This is a genomic window from Paucibacter sediminis (assembly GCF_030254645.1).
Classification (GTDB): Bacteria; Pseudomonadota; Gammaproteobacteria; order Burkholderiales; family Burkholderiaceae_C; genus Paucibacter_B; species Paucibacter_B sediminis.
In genome coordinates, this window is sequence record NZ_CP116346.1 from 4,544,624 (window position 1) to 4,566,351 (window position 21,728).

Annotated in this window: 16 protein-coding genes; 6 read left to right on the plus strand and 10 right to left on the minus strand. The window is 63.8% G+C overall.

Annotation, left to right across the window (positions count from 1 at the left end; genetic code table 11):
- Positions 1–169: 169 nt before the first annotated feature.
- Positions 170–925, plus strand: coding sequence for a PEP-CTERM sorting domain-containing protein (locus PFX98_RS21050; protein WP_285232439.1), 756 nt, complete (start codon positions 170–172; stop codon positions 923–925).
- Between the two features lie 119 nt (positions 926–1,044).
- On the opposite strand, the gene PFX98_RS21055 is transcribed toward PFX98_RS21050, so the two are convergent.
- The 9 genes from PFX98_RS21055 to PFX98_RS21095 form a co-directional block, all read right to left on the minus strand.
- Positions 1,045–1,794 (minus strand): S1C family serine protease, encoded by a 750-nt coding sequence (locus PFX98_RS21055; protein ID WP_285232440.1) that lies wholly within the window; start codon positions 1,792–1,794, stop codon positions 1,045–1,047.
- A 35-nt stretch (positions 1,795–1,829) separates the two neighbouring features.
- Positions 1,830–3,116, minus strand: a complete 1,287-nt coding sequence (locus tag PFX98_RS21060; protein ID WP_285232441.1) for a GNAT family N-acetyltransferase — start codon at positions 3,114–3,116, stop codon at positions 1,830–1,832.
- Between the two features lie 28 nt (positions 3,117–3,144).
- Entirely contained in the window at positions 3,145–5,946 is a 2,802-nt protein-coding gene (prsT, locus tag PFX98_RS21065) for an XrtA/PEP-CTERM system TPR-repeat protein PrsT (protein WP_285232442.1), read from the minus strand.
- On the minus strand, positions 5,943–7,277 hold the full coding sequence (prsR, locus tag PFX98_RS21070; RefSeq protein ID WP_285232443.1) for a PEP-CTERM-box response regulator transcription factor: 1,335 nt from the start codon (positions 7,275–7,277) through the stop codon (positions 5,943–5,945). Before prsR ends, prsT begins: the two co-directional genes overlap by 4 nt.
- Before the next feature lie 23 nt (positions 7,278–7,300).
- On the minus strand, positions 7,301–9,427 hold the full coding sequence (gene prsK / locus PFX98_RS21075; RefSeq protein ID WP_285232444.1) for an XrtA/PEP-CTERM system histidine kinase PrsK: 2,127 nt from the start codon (positions 9,425–9,427) through the stop codon (positions 7,301–7,303).
- A gap of 154 nt (positions 9,428–9,581) precedes the next feature.
- Positions 9,582–10,964: a TIGR03013 family XrtA/PEP-CTERM system glycosyltransferase gene (locus tag PFX98_RS21080; protein ID WP_285232445.1), complete on the minus strand. Its 1,383-nt coding sequence runs from the start codon at positions 10,962–10,964 to the stop codon at positions 9,582–9,584.
- A 441-nt stretch (positions 10,965–11,405) separates the two neighbouring features.
- Entirely contained in the window at positions 11,406–12,548 is a 1,143-nt protein-coding gene (locus PFX98_RS21085) for a branched-chain amino acid ABC transporter substrate-binding protein (protein ID WP_285232446.1), read from the minus strand.
- Positions 12,549–12,818: 270 nt separating this feature from the next.
- Complete coding sequence (locus PFX98_RS21090) at positions 12,819–13,247, minus strand: DNA polymerase III subunit chi (protein ID WP_285232447.1); 429 nt, start codon at positions 13,245–13,247, stop codon at positions 12,819–12,821.
- A 26-nt stretch (positions 13,248–13,273) separates the two neighbouring features.
- Complete coding sequence (locus tag PFX98_RS21095) at positions 13,274–14,734, minus strand: leucyl aminopeptidase (RefSeq protein WP_285232448.1); 1,461 nt, start codon at positions 14,732–14,734, stop codon at positions 13,274–13,276.
- 58 nt (positions 14,735–14,792) lie between these two features.
- Here PFX98_RS21095 and lptF point away from each other — a divergent pair, with 58 nt between their 5' ends.
- From lptF to PFX98_RS21120, 5 genes are read left to right on the plus strand one after another with little or no spacing between them, the layout of a single operon-like run.
- Complete coding sequence (lptF, locus tag PFX98_RS21100; RefSeq protein WP_342399159.1) at positions 14,793–15,869, plus strand: LPS export ABC transporter permease LptF; 1,077 nt, start codon at positions 14,793–14,795, stop codon at positions 15,867–15,869.
- A complete protein-coding gene (locus PFX98_RS21105; RefSeq protein WP_285232450.1) occupies positions 15,866–17,035 on the plus strand; it encodes an LptF/LptG family permease in 1,170 nt (389 codons plus the stop codon). Before lptF ends, PFX98_RS21105 begins: the two co-directional genes overlap by 4 nt.
- A 5-nt stretch (positions 17,036–17,040) precedes the next feature.
- Complete coding sequence (locus tag PFX98_RS21110; protein ID WP_285232451.1) at positions 17,041–17,439, plus strand: sirohydrochlorin chelatase; 399 nt, start codon at positions 17,041–17,043, stop codon at positions 17,437–17,439.
- On the plus strand, positions 17,436–18,380 hold the full coding sequence (locus PFX98_RS21115) for a CysB family HTH-type transcriptional regulator (protein ID WP_285232452.1): 945 nt from the start codon (positions 17,436–17,438) through the stop codon (positions 18,378–18,380). Before PFX98_RS21110 ends, PFX98_RS21115 begins: the two co-directional genes overlap by 4 nt.
- Positions 18,381–18,405: 25 nt before the next feature.
- Positions 18,406–19,560, plus strand: a complete 1,155-nt coding sequence (locus PFX98_RS21120) for a pyridoxal phosphate-dependent aminotransferase (protein WP_285232453.1) — start codon at positions 18,406–18,408, stop codon at positions 19,558–19,560.
- Position 19,561: 1 nt separating this feature from the next.
- On the opposite strand, the gene PFX98_RS21125 is transcribed toward PFX98_RS21120, so the two are convergent.
- Positions 19,562–21,631 carry a type IV pilus assembly protein FimV gene (locus tag PFX98_RS21125; protein ID WP_285232454.1) on the minus strand — a complete coding sequence of 690 codons (2,070 nt, stop codon included), beginning with the start codon at positions 21,629–21,631 and terminating at the stop codon, positions 19,562–19,564.
- Between the last annotated feature and the right edge of the window lie 97 nt (positions 21,632–21,728).

Sequence of the window (21,728 nt, forward strand, 5' to 3'; positions counted from 1 at the left end):
CCGCCCCTCCCGTTCAGGTCAAGTGCGCAGCCAAAAATCAGCATAAGTCTTTGATTCACAAGGAATTCACCACAAGCCTCCGAATCTTGGCACGATCCCTGCTTATTGAATGACGTCCGAGAGGGGGAAGTTCCCCGCAGATACAGGCAATCAAACTAGGAGAATCTCAGTGAGCAAGCTCTCTACCACCATCAAGGCTCTGGTCGCCGCAGCGGCCGTCGTTGGCGCTACCGCCGCCAGCGCTACCCCCATCGTCGGCTCGGCCAACTTCAGCTTCGGTTTCGTGAAGGTGACCGTCGGCAACATCGACTGGAATCCTTCGATCAACCCGCCGCCCAACGTCGTCAAGACTTATGGCACGTTTTTTACCTCCGGCGGCGGCAACTCTGGCTCGTTCGCTGCAGGCGCAATGGCCGGCTTGACTACCGGTGAAGTGCAGGACATGAGCAGCTTCCCGATTCCCGATGCGAACAATGTGCCCATCGGTTTTGGTCTGACCACCGACTTCCTGAAGTTCGCTGCGCAGCCCGGCTGGTCGTTTGACGTGCGCTGGCTGGCAGCCGGCAACATCGCTGGCGCGCCCTACTTCCTGACTCAACTGGGTGACAACGTCAGCGCCACGATCTCGATGAACGGCATCGCTTGCGACACCGGCGGCGACAGCGTGTGCGACGCCACCGATGACAAGACCCAGTGGACCGGCATTTTCAGCGCCCAGTACACCAACACCACCATCGCTGCCATGCAAGCGGCTCTGTTGGGCCCGGACGGTATCCCGTTCACGGGTGACGACGGCGCGCTGGACAACAACACCTGGTCGGCAACGATCGAGGCTCGCGCCATCCCCGAGCCGGCAACGCTGGGTCTGGTTGGCCTGGCCCTGGCCGGCCTGGGTCTGACGGCCCGCCGCCGCAAGGCCGCCTAAGTTGATGACTGGCCCGGCGTAGCCGGGCTGCCAATCGACAAAAAGCCCCGCGCATGCGGGGCTTTTTTATGCTGGCTCGGTGCTTGCGCGGCACGCCATCCACCAAGTAGCCCAGACCGTCAATCCAGTTTGGCCAGCAAGCTCAAGGCATGCTCGATGGGGATCGCATAGCTGATACCGGATGGCGAGCTCAAGGCCGATTCCTTGGTGCCTTTGACCAGCACCATGCTGACCACGCCAACGACCTCGCCGGACTGCAGGTCGAACACCGGCCCGCCGCTATTGCCGGGATAGGCGGTGATATCCAACTGCAGGATCTTGAAATCGCCTTGCCGCATCTGGCGTACCGCTCGCTCCTTGAGCAGCTTGGCATCGGGAGCGGGCAAGGCGATCGAGGTTTGGGCGGCCACGATGCCACGATGCGTGACATGCGAAAAACCGAGTGCCCCGCCAATCGGAAAACCCATCAACGCAATGTCTGACCCTTCCCGCGCCAGGCCCTGCAAGGAGAGCGTCAACGGGGGCAAGGCGGCACCTTCGATCCGCAGCACCGCGAGGTCGTGCACCTCGTCTGAGACAACCAGCGTTGCCGCGCGAAGCCGCCATTGCCGATCGGTATCCAGCACCTGAACCGCAACACGGCGGTCTTGGCGTGACGCGGACTCTTCCGAGATGACATGCGCATTCGTCAACACATGGCGACCGTCCGACACGGCAAAGCCAGTGCCCCGGAAACCAAATCGCGGACTGTCGAGCAAGCCAAACGTGCCAACCAAAACCACCGAGGGGCGGCAGCGGTCGATCAGATCCGGCAACGACGGCATAGCGGCGAGGGCCAACGGGCCCGCGGCAAGCCCGAATGCAGCCATGAGGCACGTGCGTCGAGCAGTTGAACGCGGCGCGCTCACAAATCGCCAGCTGTATGCCCAGTTTCAAGCGCGCTGACACAGCGCCGCCAAGCGGCGTCCGGCTCCACCAACTTGAAACCGTAGAAATCGACCGTGTCGGTTCGGTGATGTCGCACCGCAGCTACGTTCAACACCGAGCGCTCTTCCGCACCAAGCTCGATAAGGGCAACGCCATCCGCATGCAAGGGCACGGCGAGCTTGGACGTGGCCTGAAAGCCTGACAACGATATCTCGATCACCGTCAACATCAGGGTGCGCTCGCCATCGTTGACGGTCAGACGCAATTCAGCCGGACAACGCAGGGAAAAGCGTTGATGCCGCCGCATTGGATGCACGGCCACCGGCGAACCGCTGAGCATCGGCAAAACCCGACGATACTCTGGCTGATCGTAAATAGACCAGAGCAGTGCCTTGCGACGATCGTCAAGCTTGGCAAATACGTCACTGCGTCGATTGAAAAAGTAATCCAAGGTATCCGGCGTCAGTACCGGATCGTTGGTCGTGAAATACCTGCGCTTCGGGAGTTTGATATTCGGCAACCGCAGGGTCACGAAATACTTGTACAAATTCTTGCTCAGGCGCCGCCGCCCATAAACCTGCCGAAAGATCCCGCGCGCGCGCGAAAGATCAAGCGAAGCACCCACCGCCGGCGCACCATTGGCGAAGTCGTAGTTCTCGACCACGCGTTCCTGCAAGCGTTCGAAGAACAGCAGCGATTCATACAGTTCGATACGCTCGGGATTGACCGCGATGACGAGGTGCCTCGTATCGAAGAACTCCGTGCAGTACTCGTACATGAACTTCATCAACGGGAACAGAATCGCGCCGCCGGTCTTGCGAAAGTCAGGATGTACCGCCAACGCCGAGATTTCGGCAATCTGCCCCTCTTTCGCGCGGACGTCACTCAAATCGAACACCGATTGAAGTGGAAAACCGAACACGCCCTCACGAATCATGGACATGGTGCCGACCACGCGCCCGTCGTACTTCGCGCACAGTGTGGTCGTGGTTGGCAGGGCGTGATACATGGTCACACGCATGCCCGACTCGGCCGGCTTCATAAAGCCGCTGGCGACATAGGCGTCATGCAAGATCTTGAAGCAATCCTCGATCTCTTCTTGGCTCTCGGCAACCTTCAGTTCAAGCCGCGGATCAGGATCCTGATCGCATTCAATCATGGCCCGATAGATACTAAACCGGGTCTGTCGAGGCAAACAGGAAAACACATGCCGCAGCATGTGGCGGAACCTTTTGCGTAGGCTCGCTTGCTTGATACCGCTCATGCCATGTCCCGATATGCCAGCATTTTTCTCACATTGAACCGAGCAACTTCTTTACTTCGTCCTGCTGGCCAAACTGATCACCAGCCTCAAGAAGCTTGGATAGCTCAGTACGAGCCTGTTCCTTCTTCCCCGTCGCAAGATAGTATTGGGCCAAATGCAGGCGCAACTGATGCTGCGCCGGCGCCAAAGCGACCGCACGCTTCTGAGATTCGATGGCGGCGTCAAATCGTTTTTCGCTGGCCAAGATCGAGGCGTGTGTATCAAGAATATCTGCCGAGTCCGGCTTTATTTTTAGCGCGCGCTCCACGTAGTCGAGCGCACCCGGTTTTCCAGCTTTCTGCAGCGCCCAACCCAGATTATTCAGGGCCGCCACATGGTCAGGTTGCAGCTTGATCACCTGCACATACCGCCGCACAGCCTGCTCATAGTCACCCGCGCCGAGTGCAGCATCACCTAGGTAAGACAGAAAGGTCGAGTCCTTGGTCCATCTGGCGAGAAACGCCTCTTCAAAATTCCGAGCTTCGTCGCGCTTGCCTGAGGACAACAGAACGCGATGAAGTTTGATGGCCGTTTCTGCGCTGTCGTGCTTCTTCAGACTGGTCTGAAATGCTGCGACCGCGGCAGGGAAGTTCCGCAGATAGCTCTCCAAATCGCCGCCAACATCCCAAACGGCGGCATTCTGCGGCTGTTTGGCTTGCATGGACGCGATGATGGATCTGGCTTCGCCGGACTTGCCATCAACGGCAAGCAATCCGACCAACGCCGACTGAACATCCAAATTGTCAGGAACGATCTCCAGCGCACGACGAAGTTGGCTGATCGCGGATCGCGTGTCTTTGAGAGTGGCGTGGAGTTCGGCCTGTCGAATCGCTGCAAGTGCCGAGTTCGGTTGCAACTTGGCTAACTGCCCATATGCCTGACTGGCGGCGGTGGCGTCCCCGGCGAGCATCTGCGACCGCCCCAGCAAGTCGATCAGGGAAGCGTTGTCGGGCACGGCCTGGATCGCTGCCTGCGCGGCGACAACCGCGTCCCTGGGCTGCCCCGCCTCGAGCAATGCATTGATTTGAGCGATACGAGGCGCAGGCTCTGACGGATGCAGTTTGATGGCCTCAAGAATCAAACGCTGCTGCTCGTCGGCGCTCGCTCCAGCCTGCGCACGCAAGACGATGATGGACATGCGTGCATCCACTGCCTTAGGGTCTGCCTGCAGCACGCGCTCAAAACGTCGCAATGCCGGTTCCGGCTTGCCATCCTGCAGGTCCAGCCGGCCCAACATCATGGCGGCCGTAATATCACCTGCAGCTCGCTTCATAGCCAGCTCAAAGGCGTCGCGCGCCTTGTCTCGATTGCCCTTCAGCAATTCCAGCCAGCCGCGCAGATCAGCGGAAAGCGGATCGGTGGGTTTTTTGCGCTCCAGGGAATCAACAGCCTGTCTAGCCTTGTCAAATTCGCCCTTGCTCAAGTAAGCCTTGAACAAGGCGAGTTCCGCCGCAACGCCAGGATCAGTTGATGAAATGGCCTGCAGATCACCGAAGCCCTGCGCCGCCTGGCCACCGTGTATTTGAGCGAGTGCCAGCATGGTGCGGGCGGCCATGTCGTTCGGATTGGTGGCCACCGCCCGACGGTATGACTCCTGGGCGAGCTTGGTGTTTCCCAGGCTCGTATAAGCGTCGGCAGCCAACGAGTGGGCCTGCGCAGGCGGATTCGAGGTATCCAGCAAGGGCTTCAGCACCGACAGCGCCTTGGCCGGGTCCTTGCTTCCCAGATAGGCCTGGGCCAGCGGAATACGCACCGATGCGGCCGGAGCCTTGGTCAGCGGCAGCGCCTTGTGCAAGCTGGCCGTCGCCTGCAGATAGGCGCCGCGCCGAATGTCGATTTCACCTGCCAACTGGAGCGCGCTAGCACTATTGGGCGCGATCTTGAGCAAGGCTTGGATCTGCTCATTGGCCTCTTTCAGGTCCTTCGACTCCAGCGCCAACAATGCGGCGTAGTAACGCGTCTGCGGATGCCCCGGTTGCTGTGCCTGCAGCAGCTTCAGTTGGCGAGCGGCGCCCTCGAAGTCCTTCTGCTGAGACAAGACGGTAATCACAGCGACATGGGCACCGACATTGCCCGGGTCAACATTCACCGCTTCACGAAACACAGCAAGTTGCTCTTCCGGGCTGCGGCGCATCGCGCGCAACAAATCGCCCTTGACCAACCAGACCGCCGCTGACTTCGGGTTGGCCCCCACCGCCTTGTCGATCACCTTGAGTGCGGCATCGAAGTCCTTGCTGATCGTCAGCAGGCGCACTTGCATCAGTAGCGCCCCTTGATTTTCCGGGTCGAGCTTCAACGCCTGTTCCGCCGACTTTCGCGCAAGGTCTAGGTTGCCAGCGACGGCATGAGCGCTTGCCAACGCCGCCTTCAGCTCGGCAGTGCTCTTGGCATTTGCCAGGTCGGTGGCGCCGTACTGGGCAATCAGTTTGGCGCCCTCGCCTCGCAGCACCATGGCGGCGGCTAGCACGGGCGTCAACTCGTTGCTGTCGTAGCCCAGTTCGAGCGCTTTGTTCAGCTCGATCATCGCCCCGCTGACATCGCCGGATTCGAGCAAGGCCTTGCCCAAAAGGAATCGAGCCTCGGCAAGCGAGCCGTTCCGCTGCAACGCGCTCTTCAACTGAATGACCGCAGCCTTGTTGTCGTGCTTCGCGATATTCGCCTTGGCCGCAATCACCAACTGTTCCGGGCTATCGCCGGAGCAGGCAGCGATCAAGCTCGCAGACACCGCTAACACCCACGGGGCAATAAAACCCGCCGCGCGCCTACCCTGCATTCGCTGAGATTTATTCATTTGATTTGGAGTCGACTCACAAGATCGTAAAGCGTCGGACGGCTCACGCCTAGCAGTTCAGCGGCCCTGGCCATATTGCCGTCCGCGCGCGCCATCGCCATAACCACGGCCTGTCGCTCAGCCTGTTCGCGCACGGCGCGCAGGTCCAACGAGGCTTGCGTGTTCGCAGCACTGCCAGGCACGGGTAATCCGAGATCCTCGGCTGTAATCCGATCGCCATCGGCCATGATCGAGGCACGCTTCATAAGATTTTGAAGTTCGCGCACATTGCCCGGCCATTTGTGCGCTTCGATCGCCAGCACGGCGTCATCCGAAATAGACTGAACCGGCCGGCGTTGCTCGGAAGCGAAACGGCGCAGGAAAGCGTGGCTCAGCAGCACGGCATCGCCTTCCCGGGCGCGTAACGGGGGTATCTCGATGACAATTTCAGCGAGACGGTAGTACAAGTCTTCTCGAAAACGCCCCTGCTCGATCAGCGCACGCAAATCCTGGTGCGTTGCGCCGACGACCCGCACATCGATGGGTATCTCGTTGCGCCCACCCAGACGCTCGATGCTGCGCTCCTGCAGGAAGCGAAGCAATTTCGCCTGCAGCGCCATCGGCAGATCGCCAATTTCGTCCAACATCAAAGTCCCGCCGTTGGCGGTTTCGATTTTCCCCAGAGTGGTTTTCGACGCCCCGGTGAAAGCCCCTTTTTCATAGCCGAACAGTTCGCTCTCAAGCAGAGCCTCCGGAATGGCGGCGCAATTGATGGCTACAAAACGCCCCTTGCGGCGTGAAGCATTGTGCAGGCCTTGGGCCAGCACCTCTTTACCGGTACCGCTCTCACCAAGCAGCAGCACGGTGGCATCGCTGGGCGCTACGCGCTCGACGGTGCGACAGATACGTTGCATCTGTGCATCACGGGTCAACACGCCGCCAAGGGCGTCCTGATGCTGCTGCATTTGGAGACGGCGGTTCTCCTGCTGCAACTCGTGCAGGCGAAACGCTCGTTCAACGGTCAGGCTCAGCACGTCCGGATCTACGGGCTTGGCCAGAAAATCGTAGGCCCCCATACGTATGGCGCGCAGCGCGTTCGCTTGGTCATTCTGCCCGGTCAGCACAATCACTTTGGTCGAGGGTTCAAGCTCGATCAAGCGCTCGAGCAGGCGAAAACCCTCCGTGACCGAGTCCTGATCAGGAGGCAGGCCAAGATCCATCGTCACAACGGCCGGTGTGTGACGCCGGAACTGAAGCAAAGCACTGTTGACATCGTCGGCGAGCACAGATTCGAAACGGTCCAGCGACCATTTCAGCTGCTTCTGCAGTGCTAAATCGTCTTCAACGATCATCAAGACCGGGAGACTGGCGCTATTCATCGTGCCGCTGACAAATCAAGATCTGCCCCCTGCCTGCCGTGAAAGAGGGGCAGCCATATCGTGATTCTGGTACCAACGTTCACCTTGCTCTCCACATCCATCTTGCCACCTAACTCTTGCAAGTATTGGAAGCTCTCGTAGGCCCCGATACCCATGCCCGTGGACTTCGTAGTTTGAAAAGGCTTGAAGAGGCGATTCTCTATGAACTCAGGGGTCATGCCGCAACCAGTATCGCCGACTTCCACGCGCGCATGGCTGCCGCTTTGGTCCAGTTTGAGCCAAACACGGCCATGCGGCGGTGTGGCATCCAGGGCGTTCTGGACAACATGGCCAATGACACGTTCGATCCGATCCTCGTGCCCCCGTGTGCTCAGCGGCCCTGCCACCTGAAGTTCTAGCGCACGTCCTTTGTGCTCAGCATTTCTCGCTAGGCTCCGCGCAATAGCCACCAAGTCAACTCCCCCGGTAACACCGTGAGGCTTGGCCCCCTCACGCAACTGCAACATCAGCTGGCGCATTTTCTCCAGCGAGTTCTCCACGGTATCCAACATGTCCTGCTGGAACTCCGGGTTGTCGCGCAGCCGCTTCGCATTCTTCAGCATCAGCGACAACTGCGTCACGATGTTTTTGAGGTCATGCACGACAAAGGCAGACATGCGATTGAAGGCCTCGAATTTACGTGCTTCCAGAAGCGCTTCCGTTGCCTGCATCTGCATCAAATAGCTGGCTGCCTGGCTGCTGGCGGTGCGCAGAAGATCTCGGACCTCCCAGTTGAGTTCAATGCTGGTGCGCGGTTTGGCAAGAATGGCGAATCCGACCAACTCGGTTGAAGCCATCAAAGGCACAATCAACCAATGCTTGGCGTCCTCATGCAGGTGTGCAGGGATGCTCAGGCCCAGATACTTGCCAGGTAGCTCGCGCCATTCATCCAGATCCACGATCCACGCGCGTTCGCGTAAGAAGTTCGCAAGGCTGCAATCCTTCTCGAGAACCTCGCGCTCCTCTGCCAGGTTCCAGCGTGCAGACTGAATGAAGGCGGCGTCACCACCGCGCTTCAACCACAAGGCCCCCGCGGGGCTCTCGACCAGATTGGCCAGACCACGGACCACCAACTCACCGAGCTGATTCGGTGAGCCACTGGATGCCAGCATGGCCGTGAAGCGCAGCCACTCTTCGCGGTAGTCATAGCGATAGCTGAAGAAGTTCTTGCTGATGTAAACCCGCAGACGAGCTCGCACCGAGCCGGAAAGCGCAACCAGCAAAAGCAGCACCATTGCTACGACCGTGAGCGCCTGCTGTAACGCCCGCCCCCATTCGCCGCCGGTATAGCGAACGTAATAACCCACCGCGGCCACCATCAGCAGGTAACTGCCGACCAAGAGCAGTGCTGCAGAGTGGAATACGGCAGCGCGCGACACATGCAAGCGCGTCGTCCATTGCAGGTTGCGGCGGCTCGCCATCCAGAGCAAAGGTACAGCGGCGGCATGGACCGCAGCGCGGATACTCAGCGCATCGCTATCGAATTCCTGGAACAACGCTGCCTGGGAAAAGACAAACAAGTCAAAAACGAAGACCGCGCCCAAGCCCAGCAACAGTGGTTTCACGCCCCAGCGCATATCGCCAGAAGCGTTGCGTAGCACCTGCTCCGAAAGAATCAACCCGACAACCGCCATGCCCAGAGCCGCAAAGGCTTGGCCGCGCTCAAAGCTGAGTAGAGGAAAGTCCAGTGCTTCACGCACCAACACCAGGCCCATGGGCCCAGTCACGGCCAGCCCGGTAATAAGCCACAAGGCCCAGGGCCCACAGCCAAAAACACTGGCGACCCTGCCATTCAAAACGCCAAGCAGCACTGCGAACCACGCCGCATAGCGCACGGCGTCCGCTATCGGCAAGCCCACGGACAACACCCAGGAACGCCGCGGAAGAAGCGCTTGTTGCGAGGCCATCTCCAAGGTGGCCCAAACCACCGTGGACAGCAGGGCAAGCACAAAGACCCACGAAATCAGGCCTCTTGGCACGCCAGGCTTGCCCTGGGCCCACACAACTGAAATGGCCAACGCCAGGTACGCAGTGGCAGCAATGAGTCCGGATGTTGCCCCAAGGCTGAGGCCATGTTCAAACATGCGTTCGTGGGCCCAAGATGCTGCCCGGCATCGGCAGAAGATGTTTACGAATACCTAACGCATGATCGCGTTCAGGGCGCTACAGACCGGCGAGAGGCCAGCGACGGTGGTAGAGAGGCCTGAACCGACTCTCTATACACCGGGCAAGAACTCCTTAGCGCGCCCCTTTGCCAGTCAGAACTACCGCCACCGTTTCCAAGAGGATCAAGAGATCCAGAAACAAAGTGTGGTTCTTGACGTAGTACAGATCGTACTGGAGTTTTTCCACTGAATCTTCAATTGTGGAGCCATATTCGTAGCGCACTTGCGCCCATCCGGTGACACCCGGCTTCACACTGTGCCGCACAGCGTAATAGGGGATTTTGGCGACCAGCTCGTCCACAAAGAAAGCACGCTCGGGACGCGGTCCGACCAAGCTCATTTCACCCTTGAGCACATTGATCAACTGGGGCAGTTCATCAATACGAACCTTGCGGATGAAACGGCCGACCTTCGTGACACGGTCATCGTTCTTGGTGGCCCAAACCGGCTTGCCGTCTTTCTCGGCATCGGTGCGCATGCTGCGGAACTTCACCACATCAAACACCGCGCCGTTCTGCCCGACACGCTCTTGGCGATAGAACACCGGGCCCTTGGATTCCAGCTTCACTACCAGCGCGGTCAGCAACATGATGGGCGCGCTGACGATCAAGATGGCGGACGAAAAAACGATGTCGAACAAGCGCTTCACTGCCGAACGGAACGCGCCCTGATTGAAGCCATCACCAAACACCAACCACCCAGCATTCACGTGGCTGATCTTGATCTGCGCCAGCGTCTTCTCGAAATGAGTGGCGATGTCCACCACCTTGATGCCGTACAGCTTGCAGTCCAACAACTGACGCAGAGGCATGCTGCCCCCACGGCGCTCGGAAAGCGCCACCACGATTTCGTCCACCCCCAGGTGCAAGGCAGTTTCGGTCAGGCTACCCCTGGACTCAATCACTTCGCCACGCGGCACTTCTGAGCGATCCTCATTGGGGCCGGGAAAATAACCCACCACCTGCGCATGCGGATCGGAAGCGCGCAGCGTATTGCCGACTGACAGCGCCGCGGCGCCCGAACCAAAGATCAGGATCTTGGTGCGCGTACGCGCCTGGCCGATCGGGTGCGCGGCATAAACGCGGTGCACCATCACCGCCGCCACAGCTCCCATGGCGGCAAGAATCAGCAGGTCGCGATGGCTGGCATTGGTCGGCACCAAGCTGAAGATGCCATAGGCCAGCGGCAGGCCGATCAACAGTGCCAGCAAGGCACGCGCGCAGGACTCGGTCAAAGACCGATTGTGAGCATGCTGATACAAACCGGACGCCGAGTTGATGACGAACATGCAACCGGCAAGCGAAAGACCGTGCGACGCAGCAAAAGGAATCACCTGCCCAGCACCATCACCCTGACTGAGCACGACCGAGAAGATGGCAACGATGATCAGTCCGAGGTCAAAGAAGACCTGGACCAAAGTCTGCCTATGCAGGTAATGGTTGAATATCCGAATCATGCCTGTCCCCAATTGCACGCCTTCAGCACCGTTCGGTTGGTGAGCAAGCCGAATCTAGCGGTCTGTCGAAGGACTACCAGAATCCGCCGACCAAGGAGCTGCTTCGAAAGGGCGCAAACCGTACTGCGAGGCGATCATGCCTCCAGCAGACACTCTTGAAAGCCCCCCGTTTGAAGGGTAGGAGTGCCTTGAACCACGGCCATTCACGGATTCAGGGGACAAACTACTGCGCCGCTGTATCCCGGATGCCGCAGCGCTGGAGGCGCCGTGTTAAACCATATGCATTCAACCAGCAAGCGCAGTCAAGTCAAACAAGCCGAGCACCCGCTCACGTGCGTTTTACACGGCAGCCGAAGTTTCTCGTCCCTCACTGTGGGGATGACACAAATAAAAAGGCGCCCACCGAAGTGGGCGCCCCTGGCAAAAGCCGGTTCCTAGTGCTTAGCGCACCACGGCGATCTGCTCGCGCGCACCGCCCTTGTAGGTGAACAGGGTCAGCGCGCCATTCTTGATGTCGCCCTTGCCGTCGAAGCCGATCGTGCCGGTCACGCCCTTGTAACCGTCGGTCTTGGCCAGCACCGGCAGGTACTTGGCAGGTTCGGCCGAGCCGGCCTTCACCATCGCCGCCACCATCACGTTCACGGCGTCATACACATAGGGGGCGTAGATCTGCACGTCCACCTTGTACTTTTCCTTGAACTTGGCCTTGAAGCCTTCCATCGACTTCTTGGATTCGCCTTCCACGCCACCAGCCTCGGCGCACACCACCTGGCCGTCACCCATGGTGCCCGCGGCCAGCTTGGGCAGCTCGCCCGAGCAGATGCCGTCGCCGCCCATGAACTTGGCTTCGATGCCCAGCTGCTTCATCTGGCGCAGCATCGGGCCGGCCACCGCGTCCATGCCGCCGAAGAAGACCACATCGGGCTTCTTGGCCTTCAAGGAGGTCAGGATGGCGGTGAAGTCCGTGGCCTTGTCGTTGGTGAATTCGCGACCGACGACCTTGCCGCCGGAGGCCTTCACGCCCTTTTCGAACTCGTCGGCCACGCCCTGGCCGTACGCGGTGCGGTCATCGATCACGGCGATCGACTGGCCCTTGAGTTCCTTCACGGCGTACTTGCCCAGCGTGCCGCCCAGGTGCACGTCGTCGGCCACCACGCGGAAAGCGGTCTTGTAGCCGTTGCGGGTGAACTTGGGGTTGGTCGCCGAGGGGCTGATCTGCGGCACGCCAGCGTCGCTATACACCTTGGACGCGGGGATCGAGGTGCCCGAGTTCAGGTGGCCGATCACGCCGTTGACCTTGGAGTCCATCAGCTTCTGGGCCGCGGCCGTGCCCTGCTTCGGGTCGCCCGCGTCGTCTTCGGCCAGCAGTTCGAACTTGGCCTTCTTGCCGCCGATGGTGACGCCCTTGGCGTTCAGCTCATCGATGGCCATGCGCGCGCCCAACTCATTGTCCTTGCCCAGGTGGGCAATCGCGCCGCTGGTGGGGCCGACGTGGCCGATCTTCACGACCAGGTCCTGCGCCATCGCCGTGCCGCACAGCACGGCCGCGACGGCGCCCACGATCACATTCAACTTGACTTGCATGTATTACCTCCGAGTTGGAAGAAGGAGAGCTTATTAACGTTGAATTCTCAACGAGCGCAAACATACCCCAATTCCACCCCTTACTCCAGGGGGAAACTCTGGAAAACCGCATGCCATCTGATGCGTTCCGGCTGTCGTTTACCCGTACTTACCCTGCCGGTTTCATATGGGGTGCATCGATATGTGGCACAGCCGCACCGAGTTGGCACGCCACGCGAGGGGCAAGACCTGACCCCTGCGCCTAGCGCCGAGCCTCTGCCGGCCCGCGATTCAGTCGCTGACGACGTGATGCGAGACCTGGCAACCCAGCTCGCGATAGCGCTTGAAGCGCATGCGCCCGGCCTGCACCTGCTGCTCATCGCGCGACACCACCTCCAGCACGCGCTCGAAGGTATCGAAGGCAGGCGGCAGGTCCGAACCCAGGTTGAGCAGCATGTGCCGGTGCGGGATCGACTCCACCCGCTCGGCCAGCACCACCGGGGTGCGCTGCAAGGCGGGCCTGAGCGGTGCGTCCGCCACGCGCACATGCGGGACGAACTCGGTTGGCTCGAAGGTCCAGAGCGCGGCGTCCAGCCGCTCCAGCATGGCTGGCGGCCCCAGCACCCCGACGCGTGCGCCGCTCAGCTGCGCCTTGCGCAGCAAGCGGCACACATAGGGCAGGCGGTCGGCCACATTGGTGTAGAAGCTCACCTCTGCCATACGCCGACTCCTGCCTCCCCGCTCGCTCAACGAACCTGCGACAGCACGAAGTGCGTCAACAGGCCCACCGGGCGGCCGGTGCCGCCCTTGGCGGCGCCACCCTTCCAGGCCGTGCCGGCGATGTCGAGATGGCCCCAGCGGTACTTGCTGGCGAAGCGCTTGAGGAACATGGCCGCGGTGATCGAGCCACCGGCGCGCGAGCCCACATTGGCCACATCGGCGAAGTTGCTCTTCAGGCCTTCCTCGTACTCTTCGTCCAGCGGCATGCGCCAGCACAGATCCTGCGCGGCTTCGCCCGCCGCCAGCAGCGAGGCTGCCAGCTCGTCATCGCTCGCGTACATGCCGCTGCGCACGCCGCCCAGCGCGATCACGCAGGCGCCCGTCAGCGTCGCCACGTCCACCACCACCGCCGGCTTGAAGCGCTCGGCATAGGTCAGCGCGTCGCACAGGATCAAGCGGCCCTCGGCGTCGGTGTTGAGGATTTCGATGGTCTGGCCCGACATCGAGGTCACCACATCGCCCGGCTTGAGCGCGCGCCCGCTGGGCATGTTCTCGCAGGCCGCGATGATGGCCACCAGATTGATCTTGGGCTTGAGTTCGGCCACGGCGCGCAGCGTGCCCAGCACGCTGGCCGCGCCGCCCATGTCGAACTTCATCTCATCCATCTCGGCGCCCGGCTTGAGCGAGATGCCACCCGAGTCGAAGGTGATGCCCTTGCCCACCAGCACCACCGGCGCCTGCGTCTTGGCCGCACCCTCGTAGCGCGCCACGATGAAGCGCAGCGGCTCGTCCGAGCCCTTGGCCACCGACAGGAAGGAGCCCATGCCCAGCTTCTCGCAGGCCTTGTGATCCAGCACCTCGACCTTCAGCCCATGCGTGCGGCCCAGAGCCTTGACCTCGTCGGCCAGATAGCTGGGCGTGCAGTAGTTGCCCGGTCGGTTGGCGGCCTCGCGCGCCAGCTCGATGCCCTCGGCAATCGCCAGGCCACGGGCCAGGCCGGTCTTCACGGCCTTGGCATCGTCCTTGCCGGCCAGCAGGCTGAGCTTGTTGAAGGCGCCAGCCTTGGGCGCGCTCGGCTTGGTATGGCGGTAGACGTAGACGGCATCGCGCACGGCCAGCACGGTCTGCTCGACCAGCGCGTCGCTCACAGCGTCGAAACCAGCGAAGGCGATCGCCGCATGCGCGGCGCCACGGCCCTTCAGCTGGCCCACCGCGTTCTGCACCGCGGCACGTGCCGCCTTGACCGTGGCCTTGCCGGCGGCGGCGAACACCACGCGCGCGGCCTTCACACCGGCCGGGCGCAGCAAGGTCAGGGCCTTGCCGGCCTTGAATTCAAAATCCCCCAGCTTGACCGCATCCTTGAGCAGGGCGCTCAGGGCTGCATCCAAACCAGCGGGCACGGCCTCGCCCGCCACGATCACCACCAGCGCATCCGCTGACACATTGGCCAATGCATCCAGGGACGCAGTCTGAGTACGGAAGTCCATAATGTCGAGAAATAGATAAAGTGCCCGGATGTTATTCGATTCCACCGTACGCAAGGAGTTGGCCAGAAGCTTCGGCGTCACCCTCGTCGTCATCCTCACCATCGTGCTGACGATGATGCTGATCAAGACCCTGGGCCTGGCGGCGGGCGGCAATGTCGCCCCCCAGCATGTGCTCTACCTGCTGGGCTATATGTCGCTGGCGCACCTGCCCACGATGCTGAGCCTGTCGCTCTTCATCGCCATCGTCGCCACGCTGGGCCGCATGTACCGCGAGTCCGAGATGACGATCTGGTTTGCCAGCGGCGTCGGGCTGGGCCGCTTCGTCAAGCCGGTGCTGCGCACCGCCTGGCCGGTGGTGCTGGCGGTGGCGGTGCTGATGATGATCATCTGGCCCTGGGGCAACCAGAACAGCAGCCAGTTGCGCGAGCTGTACGAGCAGCGCAGCGATCTGTCGCGGGTCGCGCCCGGCCAGTTCCAGAGTTCGGCCGACGGCTCGCGCGTGTTCTTCATCGAGCGCGACAGCGCCGACGACAAGACCGCGCGCAATGTCTTCATCCTGATGAACTCCGAGCGCAGCGAATCGGTCACCACCTCGCTGAAGGGCCATATCGAAACGGCCAAGGACCAGCGCTTCCTGGTGCTCGAGCATGGCCAGCGCAATGAGCAGGACCCCCAATCCGGCGCCAAGGCCCTGGCGCGCTTCGAGGAATACAAATTGCTCGTGGACAACCAGGCCATGCGCGCCACCGACCAACGCCCGCCCAAGGCGATCGGCACCCTCGAGTTGCTGGACAAGCCGATCCCGCGCAACCAGGGCGAGCTGACCTGGCGTTTCGGCATGGCGCTGGGCTGCGTCAACCTGATGCTGCTGGGCATCGGCATCTCGGCCAGCAACCCGCGTCGCGCCAGCAACTGGAACCTGCTGTTCGCCCTGCTCGGCTTCGTGGTCTATTTCAATCTCATCAACCTCTCGCAGTCCTGGGTTGCCAGCGGCCGCATGAGCATGGCCGGCGCCCTGCTGGCGGTGCACGGCAGCGGCTTTGCGCTGGCCCTGGGCCTGCTGTGGTGGCGCGACCAGGGCAACCGCCTGTGCCTGCCCAGGTGCAAGCCCCGCTTGGCCGGGGGCGGCGCATGAGGACGGTACGCCGCCTGCTCTACCGCGATGTGTTCGGCGCCGTGTCCTTCGTGATGCTGGGCTTTCTGTCGCTGTTCTTCTTCGTCGACTTCGTGGACGACCTGGACCGCATGAACCGGGTCGGCGCCGGCGCCGCCCAGGCGGCCTGGCTGTCGCTGCTCAAGGTGCCCGGCAATGTCTACGAGCTGGCGCCCTTCGCCATCCTGATCGGCACCATCTACAGCCTGGCGCGCCTGGCACAGTCGAGCGAGTTCACCATCCTGCGCACCGCCGGCCTCGGGCCCGGGCGCGCGCTGGGCCTGCTCGCCAGCCTGGCACTGATGTTCGCGGCCCTCACCTTCGTGATCGGCGACTACATCGCCCCCCTGACCGGGCGCGAGGCGATGGTGGCGCGCGCGCGCAATGCCGGCGCCGCGGTGAGCGAGAGCGGCGCCTGGCTGAAGGACAAGCTCAGCACGCCGGCCGGCGAATGGAGCTACTCGGTCCATGTGCAGCGCGCGCGCGCCGGCGGCCTGCTGGAGCAGATCCGCATCTTCGAGTTCGATGCCCAGGGCGGCCTGGTGACGCGCCTGTCGGCCCAGAGCGCCAAGGTCTCGAACATCGGCGTCTGGACGCTCGAGGGCGTGAGCGCCACGCAATGGCGGCAGACCGGTAGCCCGCTGCTGAGCCTGGCGCCCGGCAAGGAAGCGGCGCCGGCGGCAAGACCTGGCACCGGGCCGGCGCCGGCGGGCCTGGTGGAACATCGGCTGGCGCAACTGCCCTGGCACAGCAGCCTCACCCTCGGGGTGGTGACGGCCGCGGTGCTGCCGGCGGCCAATATGTCGACGCTGGAGCTGTACCGCTACACCGAGCATCTCTCGGCCCAGGAGCAGTCGGCCCAGGCCCACAACATCCAGTTCTGGCGCAAGGCCTTCTACCCGATCGCCTGCATGGTGATGGTGGCCCTGGCCCTGCCCTTTGCCTATCTGCACGGCCGCGCCGGCGGCATCAGCCTGAAGGTGTTTGGCGGCATCATGCTGGGCATCAGCTTCGTGCTGATCAACAACCTGGCGGGCCATCTGGGCCTGCTGAAGAACTGGACGCCCTGGGCCGTGGCCGCGGCGCCCAGTCTGTTCTACATGGGCATCTCGCTGGCCGCCTTCGGCTGGCTGGTGCGGTACCGGTGACGACGATGGATGGCCTGCTCCTGTTTGCCCATGGCGCCCGCGACCCCGCCTGGGCCCGCCCCTTCGAGGAAGTGGCGCGCCGCATCCGCCTGGCGCGCCCCGCGCTGCCGCTGCAGCTGGCCTTTCTGGAGCTGATGCAGCCGGACATCGAAAGCGCCGCGCTGCAGCTGGCCGAGGCCGGCTGCACGCGCGTGCACATCGTGCCGCTCTTCCTCGGCGCCAGCGGCCATGTGCGGCGCGACGTGCCACCGCTGGTGGACAAATTGCGCGCCGCCTGGGGCGAGCGCGTGCAATGGCTGCTGCATCCCGCCATCGGCGAGCAGGACGCGCTGATGCAGGCGATGGCCGATCTCAGCCTGGGGCTGCTGAACGCCGGCTCGGCGAACGAGGGCCACGCGCCATGAACCTGCATCAATTCCGTTTTGTCCAGGAAGCGGCGCGCCGCAACCTCAACCTCACCGAGACCGCCAAGGCCTTGTTCACCTCCCAGCCCGGCGTCTCCAAGGCCATCCTGGAGCTGGAAGAGGAGCTCGGCGTCGACATCTTCTCGCGCCATGGCAAGCGCCTGCGCAGCATCACCGAGCCCGGCCAGCAGGTGCTCAAGGCCATCGAGGTCATCATGCGCGAGGTCGGCAACCTCAAGCGCATCGGCGAGGAGTATTCCAAGCAGGATGCCGGCACGCTCTCCATCGCCACCACCCACACCCAGGCGCGCTATGTGCTGCCCGGGCCGGTGGCGCAGCTGCGGCGCCTGTACCCGCAGGTCAATGTGAGCCTGCACCAGGGCAACCCCGAGCAGGTCGCGCGCATGCTGGTCGACGAGACCGCCGATGTCGGCCTCGCCACCGAGTCGCTCAGCGAGTTCGAGGAACTGATCTCCCTGCCCTGCTACGAATGGCAGCATGTGCTGGTGGTGCCCGCCGGCCATCCCTTGGCGCTGGTCGAGCGCCCCACGCTGGAGCAACTGGCGGCCGAACCCCTGGTGAGCTACCACCCCAGCTTCACCGGACGCACCCGCATCGACCGCGCCTTTGCCGCGCGCCACCTGCAGCCCAATATCGTGCTGGAGGCGATCGACTCCGACGTCATCAAGACCTATGTGCGCCTGGGCATGGGCGCGGGCATCGTGGCCGAGATGGCGGTACGCGACGATCCGCCGGGCGGCGACCTGGTGGCGAAGCCGCTGGGCCATCTGTTCGGCCAGAACGTGGCCCGCATCGCCTTCAAGCGCGGCGCCTATCTGCGCAACTATGTCTATGCCTTTGCTGAACTGCTGTCCGAGCGCCTCAACAAGCACCTGCTGCAGCGCGCCCTGAACGGCCAGGCCAGCGACTACGAACTCTGAGTCTTACGCCCGTCCCGTCTTGCCGATGACCACGCCACCCACGCTTGCATCCCGCCTGCCCGATGTGGGCACCACCATCTTCACGCGCATGTCGGCGCTGGCCCAGCAGCACCAGGCCGTCAACCTGGGCCAGGGTTTTCCGGATTTCGACTGCGACCCGGCCCTGATCGATGCGGTGGACGCGGCCATGCGTGCCGGCCACAACCAGTACCCGATGATGAGCGGCGTGCCGGCGCTGCGCGAGGCGGTGGCGGCCAAGCTGCAGCGGCTCTACGGCCATGCCTATGACGCCGGCCGCGAGATCACCATCACCGCCGGTGCCACCCAGGCCATCTTCACCGCCCTGCTCGCCATCGTGCATCCGGGCGACGAGGTGATCGTGCTGGAACCCTGCTACGACAGCTATGCGCCCAACATCCAGCTGGCCGGCGGCCGCGTGCGGCGCGTGCCCTTGGACCCGCACAGCTTCCGTCCGGACTTCGCGCGCATCCGCGCGGCGCTGGGCGAGCGCACCCGCGCCATCGTCATCAACACCCCGCACAACCCCAGCGGCACGGTCTGGAGCGATGCCGACATGCGCGCGCTCGCCGCACTGCTGGAGGGCACCCAGGTGCTGGTGATCAGCGACGAGGTCTACGAGCACATGGTGTTCGATGGCCAGCTGCACCAGAGCGCGGCGCGCTACCCGGCGCTGGCGGCGCGCAGCCTGATCGTCTCCAGCTTTGGCAAGACCTACCATGTCACCGGCTGGAAGGTCGGCTATGTGGCCGCGCCGGCCGCCCTCACGGCGGAGTTCCGCAAGGTGCATCAGTACAACGTGTTCACCGTCAACACGCCGATGCAGCATGGCCTGGCACGCTACCTCGACGACCCCAGGCCCTATCTGGACCTGCCGGCCTTCTACCAGCGCAAGCGCGATCTGTTCCGCGCCGGCCTGGCGCGCACGCCGCTGCGCCTGCTGCCCTGCGAAGGCACTTATTTTCAATGCGTGGACTACAGCGCCGTGAGCGAGCTGCCGGAAGAGGCCTTCTGCGATTGGCTGACGCGCGAGATCGGCGTCGCGGCGATTCCGATGGCGGCATTTGGCGGCGCCGACCGCCACGAGCGCGTGGTGCGCTTCTGCTTCGCCAAGCGCGACGAGACGCTCAACAAGGCGCTGGAGCTGCTCGCCAGGCTGTGAATCAGGCCTGCTGCGCCGGCGGCGCGGCCGGCTCGTCCAGCGAGATGTCCACGTCGATGGGCGAGCTGGCCTGCGGCGTGCTCTGCCAGACCATGGTGGCCATCATGCCCGCGCCCGCGGCGGCCGCGGCACTGCCCGATCCGTCCAGCGGCAGGAACACATCGATGTCATCGCCGCGCACCTCATGCTCGGAGATGTCGCGCGCCACCGCATACAGCATCAGCAGATCGCGGTAGGCCGGCAGGTTCAGGCCGGCCTCGCCAAGCGCATCGCGCGCGAGCAGCGCCTGCACGGCCGCCATGCTCACGCCGGCATCGTGCCAGCAGGCCTGCAGGCGGCGCAGCACCTCGGGATAGGCTTCCAGGCCGTGGCCCTCGTTCAGATCCTCGCTCCAGGCCGGCGCGCGCGCATCGAAGCGCTCGGCAAAGCGCTCGGCCAGCGCGGCAAAGGCGGCGCGATCGCCGCGGCGCTGGTGAATCTCCAGCAGCTTCAGATAGGGCAGGCCGTTGCCATCCGCCTGCTCGAGGCGCTCGGTGAGCAGTTCGACGGCGGCGTCCTCCTGGCCCAGCACGAGGAAGAAGTCCACCTGCTGTTCCAGATCGATCAATTCCTCCACCGTCACCATGCGCTGCGCGTCCAACTGCCGCACCGGTGCGGCGCTGGGCGCATGCAGGGCGGCCGGCTGCGTCGGCAGGCCCTGGTTGATCAGTTGCACGCTGAGCGGTTCCTGCTCGGCGGCGGCGGCAGGCTCGCCCAGGTCCAGCAGGCCGGGCAAGGACATGGTGCGCTCGTCGGGCGGCGTGGACAAAGCGCCGGGCACGGTGGTATCCAGCGCCTCGGGAGGCATGGCGGGCGCCATGCGCGGCACGGCGGGAGCGGCCGGCGCAGGCGCCGCGGCCGCGGGCGCCGCTGCGCTCGCCTCGGGCCTGGAGCCGGACCACCAGGCCTCGCCATGCTGGCGCCGCTCGCGCCTCAGGGTCAGGCCCAGATAGGTGCAGGCGCCGGCCAGGGCCAGGCTGAGGGCCAGCAGGCCGAGGCTGAAGGGGTTGCTGTACTGCGCACGCTGGGCCTGCTCCAGCTGCACGCGCAGGGCCAGCAGGCGTTCCTGCGTCTGGCGCTGTTCGGCCTGCAGCTTGGCAAAACTCTGCTCCAGCTTGACCATGCGCTCGCTCGCCTCGGCCGCCGTACTGGCCGCGCCGCTGGCGGCGCTGGCAGCCTGGGCCGCCTGCAGGGAGCTGGATTCGAGCAGCGCTTCGGGCGCCTCGAGGCTCAGCCTGCCGCCGCCGGCCTTCGGGGCACTGGCGGCCTGCGCGGCGGCGGCCACGCTGGTGCGCGTGCGCGTGCTGCGCCTGGGCTTGGTGGTTTCGGCGCCAGGGGCGCTTGGGCCACTTGCGGCGCTTGACCCCGCCGCGCCATCGCCGGCCGCGCTGCGGGGGCCCGCCGCCGGGGCGCGCTTGGCGCGCGGCTTCGGCGCGGCGGCCGCGGCGGCACTTGCCGCCTGCTCGGGCGCCGCCAAGGTGGCCAGTTCCTGCGCCGACAGCAGGCTGGCCGGCTTGGCATTGGCGGTCGCCAGCGCGGCCTGCAGGGCGGGTGAGTATTCGCGCAACTCGGCGCTGGGCATGCGTGCACTGCCCGCGTCAGGCAAGGACGGCGCGCCGCTCGCGGGCGGGTCGATGAAGGCGGTGTACTGGCGCGTGAAGCGCGCCGGGCAGCCCACCGCCAGATTCACGGTCACCAGCGGCTCGTCGATCTGCACCACCGTCTGCAAGCGCACCAGGCGCACCGAGCTTTCGTCCTCGCCCTCGAGCTGGATCTGCACCAGATTGGCCGGCATGCGGGCATCGCCGGCCAGCACCTCGGCACGCACGCAATCGCGCGTCAGCGTTTCGCCGCGCGCCAGCTGCAGGGGGAAGGTCAGGCTCAGCGGTTGGCCCAGGGCCGACAGGGTCTGCGGACGCCCCACCCCCACCGCATGGGCGTTGGTCCATCCGCCGGCAAGAAGTGCAAGCAGGAGGGTGCGCAGTCTGGCGGACGCAGCGCCGGCCTGCGGCGCTGGTTTGGCTCGGTCCATTCCCGGGATCTGTGTTGTTCTGCGGGGCACTCTAGCATGAGGCCCCGCGCCGGCGCCGCCGGAATGCTCTGCGGGCCGCACGCTGTTTCGTCGCGCC